This is a genomic window from Streptomyces sp. NPDC005791, from assembly GCF_042871485.1.
GTDB lineage: Bacteria > Actinomycetota > Actinomycetes > Streptomycetales > Streptomycetaceae > Streptomyces.
In genome coordinates this window covers 53,157-73,051 of sequence record NZ_JBIAIP010000001.1, presented here as the reverse complement: position 1 = coordinate 73,051, position 19,895 = coordinate 53,157, and the positions used below count along the sequence as shown (strand labels likewise).

The window sequence follows — 19,895 nt, the reverse complement described above, 5'->3', positions numbered from 1 at the left end:
TCAGAACGCGGCCCGGATCCCGCCCACCTCCCCGGCCCCGCCCAGCAGCGGCGCCCGCCCGATGCGGGACACCACCGGAGCGTCCACGCCCAGCAGTTCGAGGGAGCGGGCCAGCACCGGGCCCAGTGCGCGGGTGGACCCGTCGTCGATCTTGAAGGCCAGGGCCCTGCCGTCCGGGAGCGCCACCGCCTGGACCGCCTCCGCGCCCATCTTGGAGAGCGTGCCCGGCACCTCCCGCATCAGCCAGGTGTCCGGCCGTCGCGTGCCGGCGACGTATTCCGGGTGCTCCCGCATCGCGTCCGCGACCCGGCGCTCGGCCGTGCCCGGCTCCGCCAGCACGAACGTACGGAACGCACGGGCCAGGCCCACCAGCCCGATCGCCATCAGCGGGGCGCCGCAGCCGTCCGTGCCGACCGCCGCGACGGGCTCGCCCGCCGCCTCCGCGACCACCTCGCCGACCAGCCGCTGCAACGGGTGGGCCGGGTCGAGATACGTCGCCGTGTCCCAGCCGTTGCGTACGCAGACGGCGAGCATCGCCGCGTGCTTGCCGGAGCAGTTCATGGTGAGCGGCTCCCGCACACCCCCGGCGGCGAGATACGCCTCCGCCTCGACCGGGTCCAGCGGCAGATCGGGCGGTGTCTGCAGATCGCCGGGCTCCAGTCCGTGCTCGGCGAGCACCGTGCGCACCAGGTCGAGGTGGAAGGCCTCGCCCGAGTGGCTCGCCGCGGCCAGGGCCAGCCGCTCCCCCGAGAGGTCGAGACCGGCCCGCAGGATCGCGGCGGCCTGCATCGGCTTGTTGGACGAGCGTGGGAAGACCGGCGCCGCCGGGTCGCCGAGCGCGAGCTCCACGCTGCCGTCCGCCGCCAGGACGACCAGCGACCCCCGGTGACGGCCCTCGGTGAAACCGGACCGTACGACCTCGGCCAGGACCGGGGGCACGGGGGACGCTGAGGGGGATATGGGGGTCATGGCGGTCGGCCTTCCGGGGGCGGGCGTGACCCGCCCCCGGAAGGGTCGCTTCAGGCGAGCAGGTCCTGTACTTGTGCTTCTCCGTCACGGTACCTGCGGGCGATCTCCGCGCTGCAATCGTCGACGGTCCGCTGGAGCCGGTGACGGCGCCGGGACACCTGCTGCTCGTAGCGGACCAGCCGCCCCATGGCCGTGAGGAGCTCGTCGTCCGTCCGGGCGTCGAGGTCGGACAGCTCGACCTCCGCCAGCGTGTCCGCCGCCAGCTGCCGGTACTCGTCGCTGCGCGGCGTGGTGAGGGTGACGTGCCGCACCGAGGAGCGGTGGACGGACGGGGTGTCGGCGAGGATCTCCGAGAGCCGGTCCACCACGGGCGTCTCGGGATCCACCCGTCGGGCGAGCTCGGCCCTCAGGATGTCGATCCGGCCCTGGACGAGGCGGCGCACATAGCTGAGGTCCGCCTCGTCGCGCTGGGCGTCACGTCGCAGGGTGCGCAGCTCCGGCAGCCGCAGCCCGCCGAACTCGGGCTGCGCACGCACGGCGGCCAGTCCTTCGACCGCACCGCCACCGGTCTGGCCGGGCACGGACACCGCTCCGGGCAGCTGTACGGGCGGTGTGGACAACTGGCCGGGGGCATCACCGGTCCGCTGCACCGGCGGCCGCAGGCTGCCGGCTGTGTGTGTCACTGGTACGGCGCCGGGTGATGGCCCGGTTCCACGTGTCGTCATGATGTTCCGTCCCCTCGACCGGTGCGTCGGCACACCGACATCGTGCATGGTGCCACTACACACGGTGTTCATGCAGGTGCTCTGTACCCGTTCGGCCCAAGATAGGTTGGTCTGTATGCGTGCAGTGATACAGAGAGTGGACGGCGCGAGCGTCACCGTGGCAGGTGCCACGGACGATCCGTCGGGGACCGGAACGGTCGGCGAGATCGTCGGCGAGGGCCTGTGTGTGCTGGTGGGAGTCACCCACGGGGACACCGCGGAGAAAGCGGCGCAGCTGGCCCGCAAGCTCTGGACCCTGCGCGTCCTGGAGGGCGAGAAGTCCTGCTCGGACGTGAACGCGCCACTGCTGGTCATCTCGCAGTTCACGCTGTACGGGGACGCCAGGAAGGGCCGCAGGCCCACCTGGAACGCCGCCGCGCCGGGCGAGGTCGCCGAGCCGCTGGTCGACGAGGTGGTGACCCAGCTGCGGGCCCTCGGCGCGCAGGTGGAGACGGGCCGGTTCGGGGCGGACATGCGGGTCTCGCTCACGAACCACGGCCCGTTCACCGTGCTGGTCGAGGTGTAGCAGCGCGGCTGGACGGCCGCGCGTACCCCCGCTACGACCGAACGGCCCGCGGTCTACGGCTCGACGACCGTCTCCTGGGCCGCCGCGGTGTCACCCGCGATCAGTTCCGCGTCCACCGCGACGTTCCGCTTCACCAGCGCCAGGGCGATCGGCCCCAGCTCGTGGTGGCGGGCCGAGGTGGTGATGAAGCCGAGCTGCCGGCCTTCCTCACCGTCGGCGGCGAGCCGGACCGGTGTCCCGTGGCCGGGCAGATGGACCTCGCTGCCGTCGAGGTGCAGGAAGACGAGGCGGCGCGGCGGCTTCCCCAGGTTGTGGACACGGGCGACCGTCTCCTGGCCCCGGTAGCAGCCCTTCTGGAGGTGCACGGCGCTGCCGATCCAGCCCAGCTCGTGCGGGATGGTGCGGTGGTCGGTCTCGAAGTTCAGGCGCGGGCGGTGCGCCTCGACGCGCAGCGCCTCGTACGCCAGGATCCCGGCCACCGGGCCGTTCTCGGCGGCGTACGCCTCCAGGTCGGCCCGGGGCAGAAAGAGGTCGCGGCCGTGCGGCGTCTCCCGTACGGCGACGCCGTCCGGGACCTCGGCGATGGAACCGGCGGGCAGATGCACGACGGCGAAGTCCTCGGTGCGGTCGGCGACCTCGACCCGGTAGAAGAACTTCATCGATTCCAGGTACGCGATCAGCTCGCCCTGGGACCCCGGCTCGGCGTGCATCCACACCGTCGTGCCGTCGTCGACCAGATAGAGGGCGTGCTCGATGTGCCCGTTGGCGGAGAGGATCAGGGCTTCGGTCGCCTGGTGCGGCGCGAGGTCGCTGACGTGCTGGGTGAGCAGCAGGTGCAGCCAGGCCAGCCGGTCGTCGCCGGTGACCGTGACGACCCCGCGGTGCGACAGGTCGACGAGACCGCCGCCGTCGGCGAGTGCGCGTTGTTCACGGAACAGGTCGCCGTAGTGCGCGGCGACGCCTTCGTCGCGCCCCTCGGCGGGGACGGCGCCGGGCAGGGACAGCAAGGGGCTCTTCATGCGACCAGCGTACGACTCTGGCGGCCCGCTCTACCGCGCGCTGCCGGGTCCTTCCGCCGGGCCGGCCTCGGCCGCCTTCGCCGTGCAGTCGGCGCAGCGCCCGAAGATCGCGAAGTGCTTCATGTCGGTCTCGAAGCCGAACGTGCCCCGCAGCTTCGCGGTGAAGTCGGCGACCACGTCCACGTCGGCCTCGATGACGTTCGCGCAGTCCCGGCAGACGAGGTGGATGTGGTGATGGCGGTCCGCCAGGTGGTACGTCGGGGCGCCGTGCCCGAGGTGGGCGTGGCTGACCAGCCCGAGCTCCTCCAGGAGCTCCAGGGTCCGGTAGACGGTGGAGATGTTCACGCCTGACGCCGTTCTGCGCACCTCGCAGAGGATGTCGTCGGGAGTCGCGTGCTCCAGGGTGTCGACGGCCTCCAGGACGAGCTGACGCTGAGGCGTCAGCCGGTAGCCACGCTGCCGAAGATCGGTCTTCCAGTCGGTGCTCACCACACGCCCAGTGTAGGGCGGGGCGAGCACCGGCCGGGGCGCCGCCGCGGGAGCTCCTACTTGAAGAACGCGATGCCGTCGTCCGGCATGTCCCCGAGGCTCTTCGCCATCGCGGCGACCTCTTCGGGGGTGACGACCTTCTTCAGGTGCGCCGACATGTACGGCCGCAGCTCCACATCGGGGGTGGCCTTCTCGCCGACCCACATCAGGTCGCTGTTCACATAGCCGTAGAGGCGCTTGCCGCCGCTGTACGGGCCGGAGGCCGCAGTGCGGGCCACCGCGTCGGTGACGATGTCGATCTGCGGCTTCTGCTTGGCCAGCTCGCCGTACCAGACCTCGACGATGCCCTGGTCGCGGACCATGACGATCTCGACCTTGCGGTCCTTGTCGATACGCCAGTAGCCGGACTCGGACTCCAGCGGCTTGACCTGGTTGCCCTCGGCGTCCAGCACCCAGGAGTGCGAGACGTACTCGAGGAAGTCGCGGCCGTCGTGGCTGAAGGTGACTTCCTGGCCGAAGTTGCACTTCTCGGCACCGGGGAAGTCGGAGACGCCCGCACCCGCCCAGTTACCGAGGAGGAAGGCCAGCGGCACGAGGTCCGGGTGGAGGTCGGACGGAATCTCGATCATGAGCGGCTCAGACGATCTGTGAGGGTGTACGGAAGGTGTTCGGGGCGAGGGTCAGCGCTGGCCCTGGTACAGCTTCTTCACGGTCACGGCCGCGAAGGCGAGCACGCCGACGCAGACCAGCACCAGCAGGGCGGAGAAGAAAGCCTCAAGCACGGGAGCTCCTCGGAACGAACGACATGACGGCAGCAGGCGGCCGGGCCCCCAGCCTAACGGGTGGGGGCCCGGCACGACGGCCCGGGGTTTCCCCCGGGCGCGGCCGACTCGCCCGGGAGCCGGTCATGCCGGCACGACGCGCGGGGGCCCGCCCGGCCGAGGATTACAGTTCGGTGCATGCCGAAGAAGCTCGTGATCAAGGTGACCGCCGGAGCCGACGCCCCCGAGCGCTGCTCGCAGGCCTTCACCGTGGCGGCCGTGGCCGTCGCCAGCGGGGTCGAGGTCTCGCTGTGGCTGACCGGCGAGTCCGCCTGGTTCGCCCTGCCGGGGCGCGCCGCCGACTTCGAACTGCCGCACTCCGCACCGCTGCCCGATCTGATCGACTCGATCCTCGCGGGCGGCGGGATCACGCTCTGCACGCAGTGCGCGGCGCGGCGGGACATCACGGAGAAGGACGTCCTGGAGGGCGTGCGCATCGCCGGCGCCCAGGTCTTCGTGCAGGAGGCCATGGCGGACGGCGCCCAGGCCCTCGTGTACTGACGTCCACCGATCGCAAGGTGCCGTCGTCCTACCGGCGACGTTTCCTGCCGTCGAGCTCGTCCCACCAGGCGTCCGACGTCGGATCGCCGGTGGGCTCCTCCCTGGGCGGGCGGGGCCGGTCGTCCCGGCGCGGGGGGTCGGGACTCCCGGCCTCGGGGTCGTCCCACCAACGGTCCTCAGGTCCCCGGCGGTTGGCGACGATCGCCGCCACGGGCGGGATGACCATGGCGAGCACACACATCGCGACGGCCGCCGGGACGGACCACAGACGCACGAAGGACCAGGCGGAGACGAAGAGGAAGAGGCATCCGCCCATCAGAAGGAAATAGGCGCGCCTGCGCCGGGCGTACATGTCTTCAGCGTAGGGCTCTCCCGGGCCGACGCGCACGCGGAAGCGCACGCACAAGCACATCCGGACGGCGCGGAGGGCCGCACCCCTGTCCAGGTGGCGTCCAACCCCCTGGGGTGCGGCCCTCCGGCCGACATGCGTGCGTGAACTACACGGCGATGGCGACCTCGGCGAGGCCACCGGTCTGCGCCACGACCGTACGGTCGGCGGTGCCGCCCGGAACCAGGGCGCGCAGCGTCCAGGTGCCCTCGGCCGCGTAGAAGCGGAACTGTCCGGTCGCCGAGGTCGGGACCTCGGCGGTGAACTCACCGGTCGAGTCCAGCAGACGGACGTAGCCGGTGACGGGCTCGCCGTCGCGGGTCACGCTGCCCTGGATGGTCGTCTCGCCCGGCTTGATCGTCGAAGCGTCGGGGCCGCCGGCCTGTGCTCCACACATGGTGTTCTGTCCTTCTGGTCGGGGTCCTGCTGATCAGGTCCTGCGGAGTTACTTGTTGGCGCCGAGCTCGATCGGCACGCCCACGAGGGAGCCGTACTCGGTCCACGAACCGTCGTAGTTCTTGACGTTCTCCTGGCCGAGCAGCTCGTGCAGCACGAACCAGGTGAGCGCGGAGCGCTCACCGATGCGGCAGTACGCGATGGTGTCCTTCGACAGGTCGACCTGCTCGTCCTCGTAGAGGGCCTTGAGCTCGTCGTCCGACTTGAAGGTGCCGTCGTCGTTGGCGTTCTTCGACCACGGGATGTTGCGGGCGCTCGGCACGTGGCCGGGGCGCTGCGACTGCTCCTGCGGGAGGTGCGCCGGGGCGAGCAGCTTGCCGCTGAACTCGTCGGGCGACCGCACGTCGACGAGGTTCTGGCTGCCGATGGCCTTCACGACGTCGTCGCGGTAGGCACGGATCGACTCGTCCTGGGCCTTGGCCTTGTACTGCGTGGCCGGGCGGGACGGGACGGCGTCGGTCAGGTCGCGGGAGTCGAGCTCCCACTTCTTGCGGCCGCCGTCGAGCAGCTTGACGTTCTCGTGGCCGTACAGCTTGAAGTACCAGTAGGCGTACGAGGCGAACCAGTTGTTGTTGCCGCCGTAGAGCACGACCAGGGTGTCGTTGCCGATGCCCTTCTCGGACAGGAGCTTCTCGAAGCCGGCCTGGTCGACGAAGTCACGGCGGACCGGGTCCTGGAGGTCCTTGGTCCAGTCGATCCTGATCGCGTTCTTGATGTGGTTCTTCTCGTACGCCGAGGTGTCCTCGTCGACCTCGACGATGGCGACCTGCGGGTCGTCGATGTGGGCCTCGACCCAGTCGGCGTCGACCAGGACGTCTGCGCGGCTCATGTGTTTCTCCTCCGGGGCAGTCTGCGGCGGGGCGGTGCGGTGTGCGGGTGCGAGGTGTACGCGCAGGCGCTCGGAGCGGAACGCGTACGGGAGGCACGGGTTCGGCCCTGACATCGTCGAAGGGCCGGGGAAAACGGGAGGGAGTCCCGCTCAGAAGGTGCGACAGAGCATGGCGGCGACGCGGCACAGGTCTACTGCCCGCCGCTTCGTGAGGTCCGCCTGTCGCTTCATGCGTCCGATCGTAGGGAGGTACGGGCGCGTACGCCACCATCGTGTCGCATGATGAGACACGATCGTCCGTCGTATGAGACGGGGCCGCTTGGACGCCTCGTCGGGACCGCGCCCCGCCGGGGCCGGGTGCGGCAGGCATCTGCGGAACGGACGGACCTGTCTCAGTATCCGGATCAGGTAGCGCCCCGCGTCCCGGCGGGGCCCTTCACCACGTCCGGCCCCCGTCGTCCGTGGCCGGTCCGTACAGCCCCGTCATCCCGCCAGTCGGATGTCGGCGCCGGTCATCGATATCTCCAGGCCGCCCGGCGTGACGTCGATCTTCTCCAGTGCGAGGCCCTCGGGCAGACCGCCGATCCCGCGCTCGAAGTCGGTCTTCTTCCTGACCAGGTCCTCGAGGCCGGGGATGCCCTCGCCCGGCACCTCGTCGGCGCGCACCTTGACGGTGTCGCCGTCGACCAGGGTGACCGTGGAGAGCACGCTGCGTGTCACCGTCTGCTCCACCAGCGGGATCCGGACCGTGCCGGTGACCTTGACCTTGCCGTCCCCGCCGTAGGCGACCGTGACGCCTTCGTCGGCCGCCTCGGTGAGAGCGGAGTACGGGATGACGGCCGTCCCGGTGGCCCGGGAGGCCGTCGCGCTGGTGTAGCCGGCGCCCAGCGTCACCTGTCGCAGCTGGGCCCGGATCTCGCTGATCCGTATCCCCCGCCCGGCCGCGTTGGCGCGGATGTCCTTGACCGTGACGTCCACGCGGTCGAGCTCCGACCCGGCGACCTGGGTCAGGAAGGGGAAGCCCTTGATCGAGACGTCCGTCGAGCCCGCCTCGGCGCCGCCGAAGGAGACCCGCCCCTCGGCCTCCGACTCCGCGAAATACACGGCTGCGCGGTCCGCGGCGACGAAGACACCGCCCAGCAGCACGGCGATGATCAGCAGTGTTCGCAGTGCTCGCATACCTGTTGTTCCCCCACTCGGACCGGCCTGACCCCTGGTGCACGTGAGACTACTGCCGCGGCGCGGCGTGCCCTGAGTGATCGACGAGCCGGGGGCCCGGCCGGTTCCCCGGGTGCCGAGAGTGTGAGTGAGGGAACGTCAGGCGAGCACACGGCCGATCAGGTAGACGGCGGGGGCCGCGGCGGTGAGCGGCAGCGCCACCCCTGCCGTCATGTGCACGAAGCGGGACGGGTAGTCGTAGCTCGCGACCCGCAGACCGATCAGCGCACAGCCGCCGGCCGCGAAGCCGAGGAACGCGGCCTGCGCCCCGAAGTCGGTGAGCGTTCCGGCGGCCAGGCCCGCGCCCGCCGAGGCGAGCAGCGCCACGACGACGGAGGCCGGCCCGGACAGCGGCAGGGCTCGGACGAGCACGGCCACGGCGACCGCGATGCCGCCCACCGTCACCGCGTCCGGGACGGCCGCGAGGTGTCCGGCGGCCAGCACGGCGAGCGCGGCCGACGCGACGGTGGCCGTCAGGCCGTACATCCGCTCATCGGCCCCTGCGTGGCTGCGCAGCTGGAGGACCAGGGTGAGCAGCACCCAGACACCCAGCGTGCCGAGGATGGCCGCCGGGGCGTTGCTCCGGCCCGCCACGAGCAGCACCGCATCGGCCACGACACCGCCGGCGAAGGCGAGTGCGATGCCCTGCCTGGCCGGCCACATGCCGTTGAGCCGGAACCACCCCGCGGCTGTCACGGCCTGAAGCAGGACGAGGGGCACGAGCAGGGCGTACGCCCCGATCGCGGCGCCGAGCGCGAGCAGCAGGCCGAGGCCTGCGGTGATCGCGGCGGGCTGCATCCCCGGCGCGATGATCGGCGAACGTCCCTCGGCGCGGGCCCGCTGCGCGTCGGTGATCCGGCTGTTGCCCAGGGTGGTGGGCGCGCTGTAGCCCGTGTCGTCCGGGGCGGCTGTGGGAGCCACCGCCTGCGGGGCGGGTGGGGCCACCGGGACCTCTGGCGGCAGCGGAAAGGCGCCCACAGTGCCCGGGGTGCCCTGCGCCACGGCGGGGGCGGGGTGCGGCTGCGGCTGCGGCTGCGGCTGCGGCTGCGGCTGAATCGTCGGCTGGTACTGGGTGTCCCAGGTCTGGCCCTGCCACGTCTGGGCCGCGCCCTGGTCGACGGAGGCCTGGGAGGCTCCCGGCTCCGGGTACACGGCGGGCTGCTGGGGCGGGTAGGGCTGCTGCCCGTACGGCTGCTGCTGCCCGTACGGCTGCTGCTGCCCGTACGGCTGCTGCTGCCCGTACGGCTGCTGCTGGTCTTGCTGCCCGTACGCCGGGTCGTAGGGCTGCTGCCCGTACGCCGCCGGGTCGTAGGGCTGCTGCTGCCCCTGGTACTGCTGTCCCTGGTGCTGCTGCGCGTGTCCCGGGTCGTACTGCTGCCCGTGCCCCGGGTCGTACGGATACTGCTGATCGTTGTCGCTCATGGTCTGCGGTTCACCCTCCTGCGAACGGCGGGAGCACCTCGACCGTGCCGCCCTCGGCAAGCCGTACGGTCTCATGACCACGGGTCCCCACAGGATTCCCGTCGATCAGGAACGAGCATCTGAGCAGTACGCGCGTCAGCTCACCGGGGTGCCGCTCGCGCACCCCGTCGAGCGCCTCGGCGAGTGTCTCCGCCGTGTACGGCTCCTCCGCGGTCCCCGCTGCGGCCTTGGCCGCGGCCCAGTAGCGGATCGTCCCCGCTGCCATGGCGGCACCCCTTTCCTCGTACGTCAGCTGTCCATCATGAATCACGCCGACTCCGTCCAGTCGGCGATACGGCTCAGCAGTTTCTCGTCGGCGGCGTTCTCCGCGTGGCCCATGCCGTGTTCCAGCCAGAGTTCGGCCCCGTCCCCCGCGGCTGCCGCCAGCATCCGGGGGTGGTCGACGGGGAAGTACGGGTCCTTGTCGCCGTGCACGATCAGCAGGGGCGCGGTGACCAGCGGGACCGCCTCGACCGGCGAGAGCGGCACCGGGTCCCAGTCCTCGCGGTGGATCCGGGTGCGGAAGCCGTAACGGCCGACGAGGCGGCCCGTGGGGCAGGTGACGACCCAGTGCAGGCGGCGCATGGGGGCCGTGCCCCGGTAGTACCAGCGGGCGGGGGCGCTCACGGCGACGACCGCGTCCGTGTGCGCGTCCACGGGGGCACCCTCATGCCTCCCTGAGTGCGCCCCCGAGCGCCTTGTGTGCCGTTCGTGCGCCCTTTGCGCCTCTGTGCGCCGTACCACCCGTTCGGACGCTGCCGCCCCCGATTCCTCACACACGGATTCAGCGCATTCCGGCGCCGTATACAGAGCGGCGTGCCGGAGCACCACGGACCCTCCCATCGAGAAGCCGACCGTGACGACCCGGCGGTGTCCCAGCGACCTCGCCCAGGCGACCGCGGCCGCCAGGTCCAATACCTCGCGATCGCCCACCGTGGACCGTCCGCCGGACCTTCCGTGGCCCCGGAAGGAGAACGTGATCACGGCCGCACGCTGGGCGAACACCGCGGCGGCCCGCAGCAGCGCCGGCCGGTCGGCGGCGCCGGTGAAACCGTGTGCGAGGACCACGGCGGTCCCTTCGCGCGCACCGCCCTCCACGGCTGCGGAACCCGCCGTACACGGGGTGTACACCGCCTCGACAGGGACGCCGTCACCGGTCAGCAACGTGGTGCGCCGGGGGACCCGCGTGATCGAGGGAACAGAAGTACTCGGGAAACGACCCTCGGACACTGAACTCATGTGGGCTATTCTGCTGCGAAGAGGATCCGGGCAAAGCAGCCCCCGGATCCTTTTGTGCTTTCCGAGCGTTGTTACGGCAACGTTTCGACAAGCTCAGCGGCCCCCGGGCGCGGGACCGCACAGTGAAAACCGTATGACGGCCGTCGCGGGTGATGGCCGTATGGGAGAACGAAGCAGTGCCGCACTACTCCCCCGGGTCCGACCCGGGAGTGCCCCTCTCGCAGGGAACGAGGAGGACCGACGTAATGGGCGAGCTGAACGTGCACGATCGACCGACGACCCAGGCAGGTGGGCGGCGATGAGTTCACTGCTGCTTCTGACGAATGCCCTTCAACCGTCGACGGAGGTGCTCCCCGCCCTCGGCCTTCTGCTCCACAGCGTGCGGGTCGCCCCCGCCGAGGGGCCCGCGCTCGTCGACACCCCCGGTGCCGACGTCATTCTCATCGACGGCCGGCGCGACCTCCCGCAGGTGCGGTCGCTCTGCCAGCTTCTGCGGTCCACCGGGCCCGGCTGTCCGCTGATCCTCGTCGTCACGGAAGGCGGCCTCGCGGCCGTCACCGCCGACTGGGGCATCGACGACGTCCTGCTGGACACCGCGGGGCCCGCCGAGGTCGAGGCCCGGCTGCGGCTGGCCACCGGCCGCCAGCAGATCACCGCCGACGACTCCCCCATGGAGATCCGCAACGGCGATCTGTCGGTCGACGAGGCGACGTACAGCGCCAAGCTCAAGGGCCGGGTCCTCGACCTGACGTTCAAGGAGTTCGAACTGCTCAAGTACCTCGCGCAGCACCCGGGCCGGGTCTTCACCCGCGCCCAGCTGCTTCAGGAGGTCTGGGGATACGACTACTTCGGCGGCACCCGCACGGTCGACGTCCATGTGCGGCGGCTGCGGGCCAAGCTCGGCCCCGAGCACGAGTCCCTGATCGGGACCGTGCGCAACGTCGGCTACCGCTTCGTCACCCCCGAAAAGGTGGACCGGGCCGCCGAGGAGGCCAAGGCCAGGGCCTCGGCGAAGCCCGTGGACGAGGGGGCCACCCGTCCGGAGCAGTCCACGGAAGCCGAGGACATGGAAGAAGCCCCGGTCCGACCTGCCAAGCGGTAGGTCGATCCGCGTAGACTGCCGCGCGTGGCCAAGGTGACGCGGGACGATGTGGCGAGACTGGCGGGGACCTCGACAGCGGTCGTCAGCTACGTCATCAACAACGGACCGAGGCCGGTCGCCCCGGCCACGCGCGAGCGGGTGCTCGCCGCGATCAAGGAGCTGGGCTACCGGCCCGACCGGGTCGCCCAGGCGATGGCCTCGCGGCGCACCGACCTCATAGGGATGATCGTGCCGGACGCCCGGCAGCCGTTCTTCGCCGAGATGGCGCACGCGGTCGAACAAGCGGCGGCCGAGCGCGGAAAAATGGTGCTCGTCGGCAACTCCGACTACCGCGACGAGCGTGAGGTCCACTATCTGCGGGCCTTCCTCGGCATGCGGGTCTCCGGGCTGATCCTGGTCAGCCAGGGGCCCAGCGAGCGCGCGGCGGCGGAGATCGAGGCCTGGGACGCGCGCGTCGTCCTGCTGCACGAACGCCCCGAGGCGATCGACGACGTCGCGGTCGTCACCGACGACGTCGGCGGCGCCCAGCTCGCCACCCGCCACCTCCTGGAGCACGGCAACGCCTACGTGGCGTGCCTCGGCGGCATGGAGTCGACCCCGGTGGTCGGTGACCCGGTCGCCGACCACATCGAGGGCTGGCGCCGGGCGATGCAGGAGGCCGGCCTGCCGACGGAGGACCGGCTCTTCCACGCCCCGTACAACCGTTACGACGCCTATCAGGTGGCCCTCGAGCTGCTCTCCGGGCCCGACAAGCCCCCGGCGATCTTCTGCGCCACGGACGACCAGGCCATCGGGGTGCTGCGGGCCGCGCGCGAGCTGCGGATCGACGTACCGGGCGAGCTCGCGGTCGCGGGCTTCGACGACGTGAAGGAGGCGGGGCTGACCGATCCGCCGCTCACCACGGTCTTCTCCGACCGCCCGGCGATGGCCCGGGCAGCGGTGGACCTGGTTCTCGACGACTCGCTGCGGGTCACGGGCTCACGGCGCGAGCGGCTGAAGCAGTTCCCGTCCGCGCTGGTGGTACGCCGCTCGTGCGGCTGCGGCGAGCCGGCGCTCACGGCGCCGTAGCGGGACGCTTCCTCCCACCGGGCGTCCTGATATCGGGCGTCCTTATATCGGGCATACGAGGTTCTGCCGGGCTTCTCAGGACGTACTCAGGCTGCTCTCATGTTCGCTGGCCACTCTCGTGGACATGACCGACAGCCACCGCCCGAGCGGCGAGTACCCGATGTCCCCCTCGCACGACAACGGTCCGTCCGACAACGGTTCGTACGGCACCGGTTCGCACGACAACGGTGCGCATGCCGGTGGCGCGTACGGCGGTGGCGCGTACGGCGGTGGCGCGTACGGCGGTGGCGCGTACGGCGGTGGCGAGGCGGCCTACCCGCCGCCCCCGGTCCACCGGCCCGAGCAGCCGACGGCCGAGGTGCCCGCCGCTGCCTACGCCTGGCCCGCCCCGGCGCCCCAGCCCGACCCGGCCACGGACGCCCCGAAGCCCGAGCGCCGGGTCAAGCGGCCGCTCGCCCTGCTCGCGGCCGTGGCGATCGCCGCGGCGGCGATCGGTGGCGGCACCGCCACCCTCATCGGTGAGCTCGCGGGTGGCGGCTCCAGCGGTTCCGCGTCCGGAGGGGTCGTCAGCGGCACCAACGTCTCACAGAGCAGCGCCGGCACCGTCTCGGGTGTGGCGGCGGCCGTGTCCCCGGCCATCGTCGAGATCAGCGCGACGTCCTCGGCGGGTGACGCCACCGGTTCGGGGGTCGTCATCACGGCGGACGGCGAGATCGTCACCAACAACCACGTCATCTCCGGCGCCTCCGAGATCAAGGTGGCCCTCAGCACCGGCAAGACGTACACCGCCGATGTCGTCGGCACGGACGCCGCCAAGGACCTGGCGCTCATCAAGCTCCAGGGCGCGAGCGGACTGAAGACCGCCTCGCTCGGCGACTCCTCCTCGGTGAAGGTCGGGGACGAGGTCGTGGCGATCGGCTCACCCGAGGGCCTCACCGGCACGGTCACCAGCGGCATCGTCTCGGCGCTGGACCGTGACGTCACGGTCGCCAAGGACGAGGAACAGGAACAGCAGCAGCAGCAGCAGCAACAGGGCGGCCAGAACTGGCCCTTCGAGTTCGGCGGGCAGCAGTTCAACGGCGACACCGGCTCGTCCAAGACGACGTACAAGGCCATCCAGACCGACGCCTCGCTCAACCCCGGCAACTCCGGTGGCGCCCTGATCAACATGAACGGCGAGATCATCGGCATCAACTCCGCTATGTACTCGCCCAGTTCGGCCAGCGCCGCGGGCAGCTCGGCCGCGGGCAGCGTGGGCCTCGGATTCGCCATCCCGGTCAACACCGTCAAGGCCGACCTGGACACCCTGCGCGCCGGTACCGGCTCCTGACCGAGGAGGTCACCGTGAACCCCGCCCCCGTGGCCGCAGGCCCGTCCGGTCCGGTCCTGCCACTCGCCCTGGTCGCCGAACCGGCCGCATCCGCCCCCGCCGCGACCGGTCCCCGCCCGCCCGGGATCCGCAGCGGCGCCGGCCGCGACCGCCGCCGTGCCGCGCGACGCCGTACGGCGGCCGTGCGAGGCTGAGAGCCCAGCAGCCCCGGGCACTCTGCACCCGGCCCGCCCGGCACGAAGGAAGAGGACGAAGAAGCGATGAGCCCCGCCGAAGACGATGTGCAGCGTGTCCTGATCGTCGACGACGAGCCCGCCGTGCGCGAGGCACTGCAACGCAGCCTCGCGTTCGAGGGATACGGGACCGAGGTGGCCGTGGACGGCTACGACGCCCTGGCCAAGGCCGAGTCGTACGCCCCCGACCTGATCGTCCTGGACATCCAGATGCCCCGCATGGACGGCCTCACCGCCGCCCGGCGCATCCGGTCCACCGGATCGACCACACCCATCCTGATGCTCACCGCCCGCGACACCGTCGGCGACCGGGTCACCGGCCTCGACGCCGGCGCCGACGACTACCTCGTCAAGCCCTTCGAGCTGGACGAGCTCTTCGCCCGCATCCGCGCCCTGCTGCGCCGCAGCTCGTACGCCGTCGCGGCGGGCGGGCCCCTCCCCGACGACGACGTACTGTCCTTCGCGGACCTCCGCATGGACCTGAACACCCGCGAGGTCACTCGGGGGACCCGCCGGGTGGAACTCACCCGCACCGAATTCACCCTCATGGAGATGTTCCTGGCCCACCCACGGCAGGTGCTGACCCGTGAGCAGATCCTCAAGGCGGTCTGGGGTTTCGACTTCGAGCCCAGCTCCAACTCCCTGGACGTGTACGTGATGTATCTGCGCCGCAAGACGGAGGCCGGCGGCGAGCCGCGCCTCGTCCACACGGTGCGGGGCGTCGGATACGCGCTGCGCTCCGGCGGCGGTGACGGGTGACCGGACTGCCCCGCCGGCTCCGCGCACTGCCGCTTCGCTCACGGCTCGCCCTGCTGGTCGCCATGGCGGTCGCGGTGGCGGTCGCGGCCGTGGCCGCTGCCTGCTGGTTCGTGACGCGGGAGCAGCTGGAGCACCAGCTGGACGAGTCGCTGCGCGGCTCCAAGGTGGACCAGCCCTACCTCGCGGACCTGTACACCTACTGCAAGGGCACCACCGCGCTGCCGCCCCAGCCCTTCACGGGCGCGACGGTCCAGCTCATCGACTCCCAGGGCACGGTCTGTGTCGCTCCCGGCACATCGGAACTGCCGGTCAGCGACGGAGACCTGCAGGTGGCCGAGCGGCAGCGGACCTACACCCTGCACACGGAGACGGCCGAGAACGGCACGGACATGCGGGTCTTCACCTCGCAACTCGATGTCCGGGGCCCCGGAGCGGAGTCCGGGAACCTCGCGGTCTCCATCGCCCGCCCCATGAGCGAGGTATCCGAGCCGCTCTCCACCCTCGCCTGGGTACTGGTCCTCGTCGCCGGCATCGGCGTCGTCGGCGCCGGCGCCGCCGGCCTGTGGATCGCCCGCACCGGCCTGCGACCGGTCGACGACCTGGCGCACGCCGTCGAGCACGTGGCCGAGACCGAGGACCTGACCATCCGCATCCCGGCGGAGGGCGAGGACGAGATCGCCCGCCTCTCACGCTCCTTCAACGCCATGACCAGCTCACTCGCCACCTCCCGCGACCGTCAGTCCCAGCTCATCGCGGACGCCGGGCACGAACTGCGGACCCCGCTCACCTCACTCCGTACGAACATCGAGCTGCTGGCCCGCAGCGACGAGACGGGCCGGGCCATCCCGCCCGACGACCGCAAGGCCCTGATGTCCTCGGTCAAGGCCCAGATGACGGAACTGGCCGCCCTCATCGGCGACCTCCAGGAACTCTCCCGCCCCGACGCCACCCAGCCCGGCCCGCTCCAGGTGGTCGCGCTGCACGAGATCACTCGTAACGCCCTGCAACGCGCCCGGCTGCGCGGCCCGGAGCTCACCCTCACCGCCGAACTCGCCCCGTGGTACGTGCGCGCCGAGCCCGCCGCCCTGGAGCGGGCGGTCGTCAACGTCCTGGACAACGCGGTGAAGTTCAGCCCCGCCGGCGGGACGATCGACGTCGTCCTCCACCGCGGCGAACTGACCGTACGGGACCACGGCCCCGGCATCCCGCCCGAGGACCTCCCGCACGTCTTCGACCGCTTCTGGCGCTCCCCCTCGGCCCGCCAGCTCCCCGGCTCGGGCCTCGGCCTGTCCATCGTGGCCCGCACGGTGCAGCACGCCGGCGGCGAGATCGCGCTGCGCCCGGCGGAGGACGGCACCGGCACGGTGGCCTCGATCCGGCTGCCGGGCGCCCCGACGCCACCGCCGGGGCAGTGACGTCCGGGAATCAGAGCCGTCGGCGGAATTCAACAGCCGGCCGCGCCCTCCGGGACGGCGCAGGGCAGCCGGAGCACCTGCGGCAGGCTCAGGCCAGATCGTCGAACTCGCCCTCCTTGGCACCGCCGAGGAAGGCCCGGAGCTTGGCACGGGTGGTGCGTACGACCACGTCGGGGCGGTCGCTCTCGCGGAGCAGTATCTCGCCTTCGTGCTCGGCCAGTTCGAGACAGTTGTTACCCTCGGCGCCGGACGACTTCGAGGACTTGCGCCACTTAATTTCCATGATCCTCACGCCTTCATACTCTGTGCGATTGTGCGGATGAAGTCCCGCGAGCTCTCCGGATCGAGGGACCGGCTCTCGACCCGGTCCAGCACGGCTCGGTAGTTCACGAGGCGGGTTTCGGCATCGACGAACGCGGGTCCGGTGGCCGTGTCCGTCTGCACGGTGTCGAGCTGCGGGACCGGACCGCAGACGTATTGTGTCGAACTCCCGATCTCCGGGAAACCGCCCGCCGCGAAGGGGATCACCCGGACCGCGACATTGTCTCGTTCCGACTCCTGCAGCAAATGACTGAGTTGACCGAGTGCAACGCCAGAGCCTCCGTACGTCATCCGCAGCGCGGCCTCGTGGATGAGAAACGTGCAGGCAGGCGCTCCCTCGCTGTCCAGCACATCACGCCGTCTCAGTCGATGCGAAAGCTGGCGGCGGAGGCGTTCCGGGCTCAGAGGCGGTACGACCTCTGCGAACACGGCACGGGCGTACTCCTCGTTCTGCAACAGCCCCGGCATATACATGATCTGCACCGACCTGATGGCCACGGCGTGATGCTCGAGCTCCGCCAGATCGAGCGCCCCGCTGACGAGGTCGCCCCTGTAGTCCTCCCACCACCCGTTCGTGCGTTCTTCCGCCATGCCGGCCAAGGCGTCGACGTATGCGGCGTCCGGGCACTCGTAATGACTGGCCCACGTGCGCACCCGTACAGCGCTCACACCGAATCGTCCCGCTTCACTGTTGCTGACAGTGGTGCGGTCCGTGCCCAGCGCGGCAGCCGCCTCAGTGAGCGACAGACCGGTGCGTTCCCGGAGTTTGCGCAGCTCGGTGCCCAACCTGCGCTGGCGCGCCGTGGGTGCCTTCCTCGACGCCATCGGCTTCCCCTCCCAATCGAGCCTCAGTGTGACCCGTCACCCGACAGGATGCACTTTACCCAACGCGTTACCCGTATTGACCCAACGCGTGAGGTAATCGGCACGGCGGTGCCTGGTTCACCGCACCGCATCGCCCTAGACCTGACGTGCAGTCGTGCGGGCGCGCCCTGGAACAGGCCCGCCCAGACGGCTTCACGACGATCAACGAGCAGCGGGCCGGTTCGAATCGCACCCCGTGGGGAGAACGACATGACCAGCGTCAACACCACCGCACCTTCCGCATCACCGCACCGCCAGGACGGTGAGGACTACCGGCTCTCCCTGCCCAACACCGCGCGTTCGGCCGGGATCGCAAGGCACTTCGTCACCTCACTGCTCACCGGAACCCCGCACAGCGGCATGGTCGACGACGCCCGCCTCTGCGTCACCGAGGTCGTGGCCAACGCCCACCGTCATACCGGCACTTCACTGATCCGTGTTCATGTGACGGTCGGCCGGGATCAGGTGACCGTCTCCGTCGCCGACGACACGCCCTGGGCCGTGCCTGCGGCCGGTGGTACGTCCGGCGGCATCCCCACCGGTCACATGCAGGAATGCGGGCGGGGGCTGTTCCTCCTGGAGCAACTCGCCCTGGCCTGGGGGTCGGAGGTCTGCGCGTGCTGCTCCCCCAGCCACAAGGCTGTGTGGTTCACGCTCGCCGGGGACGCGGGGATCTCCGCATGACGTCCTTCGCGTCACCGACGAACAGCGGGCCGGACACCGCCCGAACGGGCTCGGCCACCCGGCGCCCCCGCGCGTCCTGCGCGCGCCCGCACAGCGGTTCGGGCGTGGTCCGCCCGCTGTAACGCACCGGCAGGCCCGGTCGCCGGACTGCCCTACCCCGACGGACCCTGATGCGCCTCACCACCGGCGCGGCTTCGCGCTGCGCTCTTCCGGCATGCCCTGATCCGGCATGGGTACCCGTTCCCCGTGCGCTGCAGGAGGTCGGCTCGACCTCTGCCCGGCATGCCCGGCCCCGCGTATGGCTGCCTGCCGTGACGTGGCTGATCGACGTCGGCCTGCACCCGCGCGCGGGTGGAACGACGCTCACCGTGGCCCGGGACCTCGCGGCGCGGATGGACCACCGGCTGGGATTCGTGCTGTACGACCTCGAAGGCACGGCCTCCCGGTGCGGAGTGTCGACGGCGACGGTGAAGCGCCACGTCCCGGTGCTCCGGGAGCTGGGTGCGTTGGCGTGGCACCGGCACGGCACGAAGAAGAACCTTCGGCTCCCGGGGCGCGCGTACACGGCTACCGCGACGATCTACGCGGCGACGATCCCGATCGCGTACGACGTGGCGGTGGGGCACCGGCTCGACGGCACCGGGTACCGGGCCCGGGTGGCCGGGATGACCGACGACGGGCGGGCCCTCGCGGCGAAGGCTGTCCGCCCGCAGGAGCGCCCGGTGGACGGCCCACGTGCCGGGCATCGCAGTTCGGCAGGGCGTGCACCCCATTCCTGTGGGGCCCACCCCCTCGTACCTACAGCTGACATGAGTGGGGAGTTCAACTACACCTCGCGTGAGCACGCGAGACGCGCGAAGGCGTCAACTCACCGGACCCGGAGCAGCAACGCCGTTCGGGCGGGCGGGAGTTCCCGCAGCAGCGGCTCGTCACCCCGGAGCCCGTGGCAGGTGGCCCACGACATCAGGGTCGCCCGGCAGGTCCGGCCGCTCGTCGGCTGGACCCAGGGGGAAGGGCTCCGCCGTCTGGCCTTCGCGCTGCGCCCGTTGATCGACCGAGGCCTGGAGTCCCATGACATCGCCGCGGAACTCATCGGCCTGGCCGTCGGCTGGCACCCCGCACGGCCGGCCGCGTACATCACCGCCGCCCTGACCCGGGATCGGCAGGCCGAGACCGCCCGCCGGGCGGACGGGGACCTCACGGCCGACCCCGCCGCCCACCGGGAATGGCAGCAGTGGCTGAACAGCCGCCAGGCCGACGCCCCACCGCGTACGGACGACGACCGCCGCCACGCCCGGCTCTACACCTGGGACCGGTGGTACGAGGTGGCCGCCCACTACGACGAGGACCCCGACGACGCCCTGGACCTGTACGGAACCCGGCTGTGCGCCTACGCCGTCAAGCGGGCCGCACGCGCGGCTGCGTCCCCGACGTAGGCG

24 protein-coding genes are annotated in these 19,895 nt (G+C 71.3%); 10 read left to right on the top strand and 14 right to left on the bottom strand.

Going from position 1 to position 19,895, the window contains the following annotated elements:
• Positions 1-969, bottom strand: coding sequence for an asparaginase (locus ACFYSH_RS00400; protein ID WP_388749935.1), 969 nt, complete (start codon positions 967-969; stop codon positions 1-3).
• Positions 970-1,019: 50 nt separating this feature from the next.
• Positions 1,020-1,694, bottom strand: coding sequence for an ABC transporter substrate-binding protein (locus tag ACFYSH_RS00395; protein ID WP_359467556.1), 675 nt, complete (start codon positions 1,692-1,694; stop codon positions 1,020-1,022).
• Between the two features lie 115 nt (positions 1,695-1,809).
• On the opposite strand from ACFYSH_RS00395, the gene dtd reads away from it, so the two are divergent.
• Complete coding sequence (gene dtd, locus ACFYSH_RS00390; RefSeq protein WP_359467553.1) at positions 1,810-2,259, top strand: D-aminoacyl-tRNA deacylase; 450 nt, start codon at positions 1,810-1,812, stop codon at positions 2,257-2,259.
• Between the two features lie 53 nt (positions 2,260-2,312).
• On the opposite strand, the gene ACFYSH_RS00385 is transcribed toward dtd, so the two are convergent.
• Genes ACFYSH_RS00385 through ACFYSH_RS00375 form a run of 3 tightly spaced genes read right to left on the bottom strand, consistent with a single transcriptional unit; the run spans position 2,313 to position 4,396 of the window.
• Entirely contained in the window at positions 2,313-3,278 is a 966-nt protein-coding gene (locus ACFYSH_RS00385) for a folate-binding protein (protein ID WP_359467550.1), read from the bottom strand.
• 30 nt (positions 3,279-3,308) lie between these two features.
• Positions 3,309-3,770, bottom strand: coding sequence for a Fur family transcriptional regulator (locus ACFYSH_RS00380; RefSeq protein WP_359467547.1), 462 nt, complete (start codon positions 3,768-3,770; stop codon positions 3,309-3,311).
• Positions 3,771-3,823: 53 nt separating this feature from the next.
• Positions 3,824-4,396 (bottom strand): FABP family protein, encoded by a 573-nt coding sequence (locus tag ACFYSH_RS00375; protein WP_359467544.1) that lies wholly within the window; start codon positions 4,394-4,396, stop codon positions 3,824-3,826.
• A gap of 330 nt (positions 4,397-4,726) precedes the next feature.
• Here ACFYSH_RS00375 and ACFYSH_RS00370 point away from each other — a divergent pair, with 330 nt between their 5' ends.
• Positions 4,727-5,089: a DsrE family protein gene (locus ACFYSH_RS00370; protein WP_359467541.1), complete on the top strand. Its 363-nt coding sequence runs from the start codon at positions 4,727-4,729 to the stop codon at positions 5,087-5,089.
• Between the two features lie 28 nt (positions 5,090-5,117).
• Here ACFYSH_RS00370 and ACFYSH_RS00365 read toward each other — a convergent pair whose 3' ends face one another.
• The 7 genes from ACFYSH_RS00365 to ACFYSH_RS00335 all read right to left on the bottom strand — a co-directional run bounded on the left by ACFYSH_RS00365 (position 5,118) and on the right by ACFYSH_RS00335 (position 10,680).
• Positions 5,118-5,441, bottom strand: coding sequence for a DUF3099 domain-containing protein (locus ACFYSH_RS00365; protein WP_359467538.1), 324 nt, complete (start codon positions 5,439-5,441; stop codon positions 5,118-5,120).
• 145 nt (positions 5,442-5,586) lie between these two features.
• Positions 5,587-5,874 carry a DUF1416 domain-containing protein gene (locus ACFYSH_RS00360; protein ID WP_014154938.1) on the bottom strand — a complete coding sequence of 96 codons (288 nt, stop codon included), beginning with the start codon at positions 5,872-5,874 and terminating at the stop codon, positions 5,587-5,589.
• A 48-nt stretch (positions 5,875-5,922) separates the two neighbouring features.
• Complete coding sequence (locus ACFYSH_RS00355; protein WP_359467535.1) at positions 5,923-6,762, bottom strand: sulfurtransferase; 840 nt, start codon at positions 6,760-6,762, stop codon at positions 5,923-5,925.
• A 483-nt stretch (positions 6,763-7,245) separates the two neighbouring features.
• Positions 7,246-7,941 carry a DUF2993 domain-containing protein gene (locus tag ACFYSH_RS00350; RefSeq protein WP_359467532.1) on the bottom strand — a complete coding sequence of 232 codons (696 nt, stop codon included), beginning with the start codon at positions 7,939-7,941 and terminating at the stop codon, positions 7,246-7,248.
• Positions 7,942-8,079: 138 nt separating this feature from the next.
• Positions 8,080-9,402 carry a hypothetical protein gene (locus tag ACFYSH_RS00345; RefSeq protein ID WP_388749928.1) on the bottom strand — a complete coding sequence of 441 codons (1,323 nt, stop codon included), beginning with the start codon at positions 9,400-9,402 and terminating at the stop codon, positions 8,080-8,082.
• A gap of 10 nt (positions 9,403-9,412) precedes the next feature.
• Positions 9,413-9,667 carry a MoaD/ThiS family protein gene (locus ACFYSH_RS00340; RefSeq protein ID WP_099174183.1) on the bottom strand — a complete coding sequence of 85 codons (255 nt, stop codon included), beginning with the start codon at positions 9,665-9,667 and terminating at the stop codon, positions 9,413-9,415.
• Positions 9,668-9,708: 41 nt separating this feature from the next.
• Positions 9,709-10,680, bottom strand: a complete 972-nt coding sequence (locus ACFYSH_RS00335) for an alpha/beta hydrolase (protein WP_388749925.1) — start codon at positions 10,678-10,680, stop codon at positions 9,709-9,711.
• A 298-nt stretch (positions 10,681-10,978) separates the two neighbouring features.
• Here ACFYSH_RS00335 and ACFYSH_RS00330 point away from each other — a divergent pair, with 298 nt between their 5' ends.
• From ACFYSH_RS00330 to ACFYSH_RS00305, 6 genes are all read left to right on the top strand, one after another.
• Positions 10,979-11,782 carry a response regulator transcription factor gene (locus ACFYSH_RS00330; protein WP_359467522.1) on the top strand — a complete coding sequence of 268 codons (804 nt, stop codon included), beginning with the start codon at positions 10,979-10,981 and terminating at the stop codon, positions 11,780-11,782.
• 24 nt (positions 11,783-11,806) lie between these two features.
• A complete protein-coding gene (locus ACFYSH_RS00325) occupies positions 11,807-12,850 on the top strand; it encodes a LacI family DNA-binding transcriptional regulator (RefSeq protein WP_359467519.1) in 1,044 nt (347 codons plus the stop codon).
• Positions 12,851-12,974: 124 nt separating this feature from the next.
• Positions 12,975-14,180 (top strand): S1C family serine protease, encoded by a 1,206-nt coding sequence (locus tag ACFYSH_RS00320; protein WP_388749920.1) that lies wholly within the window; start codon positions 12,975-12,977, stop codon positions 14,178-14,180.
• Positions 14,181-14,194: 14 nt separating this feature from the next.
• The gene (locus ACFYSH_RS00315) at positions 14,195-14,374 is read left to right on the top strand and encodes a hypothetical protein (protein ID WP_359467514.1); all 180 of its coding nucleotides are present in this window, start codon (positions 14,195-14,197) and stop codon (positions 14,372-14,374) included.
• 66 nt (positions 14,375-14,440) lie between these two features.
• Positions 14,441-15,172 (top strand): response regulator transcription factor, encoded by a 732-nt coding sequence (locus ACFYSH_RS00310; protein ID WP_359467512.1) that lies wholly within the window; start codon positions 14,441-14,443, stop codon positions 15,170-15,172.
• Complete coding sequence (locus ACFYSH_RS00305) at positions 15,169-16,587, top strand: HAMP domain-containing sensor histidine kinase (protein ID WP_359467509.1); 1,419 nt, start codon at positions 15,169-15,171, stop codon at positions 16,585-16,587. Before ACFYSH_RS00310 ends, ACFYSH_RS00305 begins: the two co-directional genes overlap by 4 nt.
• An 88-nt stretch (positions 16,588-16,675) precedes the next feature.
• Here the strand turns inward: ACFYSH_RS00305 and ACFYSH_RS00300 are convergent, their stop codons facing one another.
• Both ACFYSH_RS00300 and ACFYSH_RS00295 read right to left on the bottom strand, forming a co-directional pair.
• Positions 16,676-16,870: a DUF397 domain-containing protein gene (locus ACFYSH_RS00300; RefSeq protein ID WP_359467507.1), complete on the bottom strand. Its 195-nt coding sequence runs from the start codon at positions 16,868-16,870 to the stop codon at positions 16,676-16,678.
• 5 nt (positions 16,871-16,875) lie between these two features.
• Positions 16,876-17,733 carry a helix-turn-helix transcriptional regulator gene (locus ACFYSH_RS00295; RefSeq protein ID WP_359467504.1) on the bottom strand — a complete coding sequence of 286 codons (858 nt, stop codon included), beginning with the start codon at positions 17,731-17,733 and terminating at the stop codon, positions 16,876-16,878.
• 249 nt (positions 17,734-17,982) lie between these two features.
• On the opposite strand from ACFYSH_RS00295, the gene ACFYSH_RS00290 reads away from it, so the two are divergent.
• Positions 17,983-18,456, top strand: coding sequence for an ATP-binding protein (locus ACFYSH_RS00290; protein WP_359467501.1), 474 nt, complete (start codon positions 17,983-17,985; stop codon positions 18,454-18,456).
• Between the two features lie 311 nt (positions 18,457-18,767).
• Positions 18,768-19,892, top strand: a complete 1,125-nt coding sequence (locus ACFYSH_RS00285; protein ID WP_388749914.1) for a cell wall protein — start codon at positions 18,768-18,770, stop codon at positions 19,890-19,892.
• Positions 19,893-19,895 lie beyond the last annotated feature (3 nt).

Coding starts and splice junctions, on each gene's coding strand:
- ACFYSH_RS00400 (WP_388749935.1), bottom strand. CDS start 969: ATGACCCCCATATCCCCCTCAGCGTCCCCCGTGCCCCCGGTCCTGGCC.
- ACFYSH_RS00395 (WP_359467556.1), bottom strand. CDS start 1,694: ATGACGACACGTGGAACCGGGCCATCACCCGGCGCCGTACCAGTGACA.
- dtd (WP_359467553.1), top strand. CDS start 1,810: ATGCGTGCAGTGATACAGAGAGTGGACGGCGCGAGCGTCACCGTGGCA.
- ACFYSH_RS00385 (WP_359467550.1), bottom strand. CDS start 3,278: ATGAAGAGCCCCTTGCTGTCCCTGCCCGGCGCCGTCCCCGCCGAGGGG.
- ACFYSH_RS00375 (WP_359467544.1), bottom strand. CDS start 4,396: ATGATCGAGATTCCGTCCGACCTCCACCCGGACCTCGTGCCGCTGGCC.
- ACFYSH_RS00370 (WP_359467541.1), top strand. CDS start 4,727: ATGCCGAAGAAGCTCGTGATCAAGGTGACCGCCGGAGCCGACGCCCCC.
- ACFYSH_RS00365 (WP_359467538.1), bottom strand. CDS start 5,441: ATGTACGCCCGGCGCAGGCGCGCCTATTTCCTTCTGATGGGCGGATGC.
- ACFYSH_RS00360 (WP_014154938.1), bottom strand. CDS start 5,874: ATGTGTGGAGCACAGGCCGGCGGCCCCGACGCTTCGACGATCAAGCCG.
- ACFYSH_RS00355 (WP_359467535.1), bottom strand. CDS start 6,762: ATGAGCCGCGCAGACGTCCTGGTCGACGCCGACTGGGTCGAGGCCCAC.
- ACFYSH_RS00350 (WP_359467532.1), bottom strand. CDS start 7,941: ATGCGAGCACTGCGAACACTGCTGATCATCGCCGTGCTGCTGGGCGGT.
- ACFYSH_RS00345 (WP_388749928.1), bottom strand. CDS start 9,402: ATGAGCGACAACGATCAGCAGTATCCGTACGACCCGGGGCACGGGCAG.
- ACFYSH_RS00340 (WP_099174183.1), bottom strand. CDS start 9,667: ATGGCAGCGGGGACGATCCGCTACTGGGCCGCGGCCAAGGCCGCAGCG.
- ACFYSH_RS00335 (WP_388749925.1), bottom strand. CDS start 10,680: ATGAGTTCAGTGTCCGAGGGTCGTTTCCCGAGTACTTCTGTTCCCTCG.
- ACFYSH_RS00330 (WP_359467522.1), top strand. CDS start 10,979: ATGAGTTCACTGCTGCTTCTGACGAATGCCCTTCAACCGTCGACGGAG.
- ACFYSH_RS00320 (WP_388749920.1), top strand. CDS start 12,975: ATGACCGACAGCCACCGCCCGAGCGGCGAGTACCCGATGTCCCCCTCG.
- ACFYSH_RS00310 (WP_359467512.1), top strand. CDS start 14,441: ATGAGCCCCGCCGAAGACGATGTGCAGCGTGTCCTGATCGTCGACGAC.
- ACFYSH_RS00300 (WP_359467507.1), bottom strand. CDS start 16,870: ATGGAAATTAAGTGGCGCAAGTCCTCGAAGTCGTCCGGCGCCGAGGGT.
- ACFYSH_RS00295 (WP_359467504.1), bottom strand. CDS start 17,733: ATGGCGTCGAGGAAGGCACCCACGGCGCGCCAGCGCAGGTTGGGCACC.
- ACFYSH_RS00290 (WP_359467501.1), top strand. CDS start 17,983: ATGACCAGCGTCAACACCACCGCACCTTCCGCATCACCGCACCGCCAG.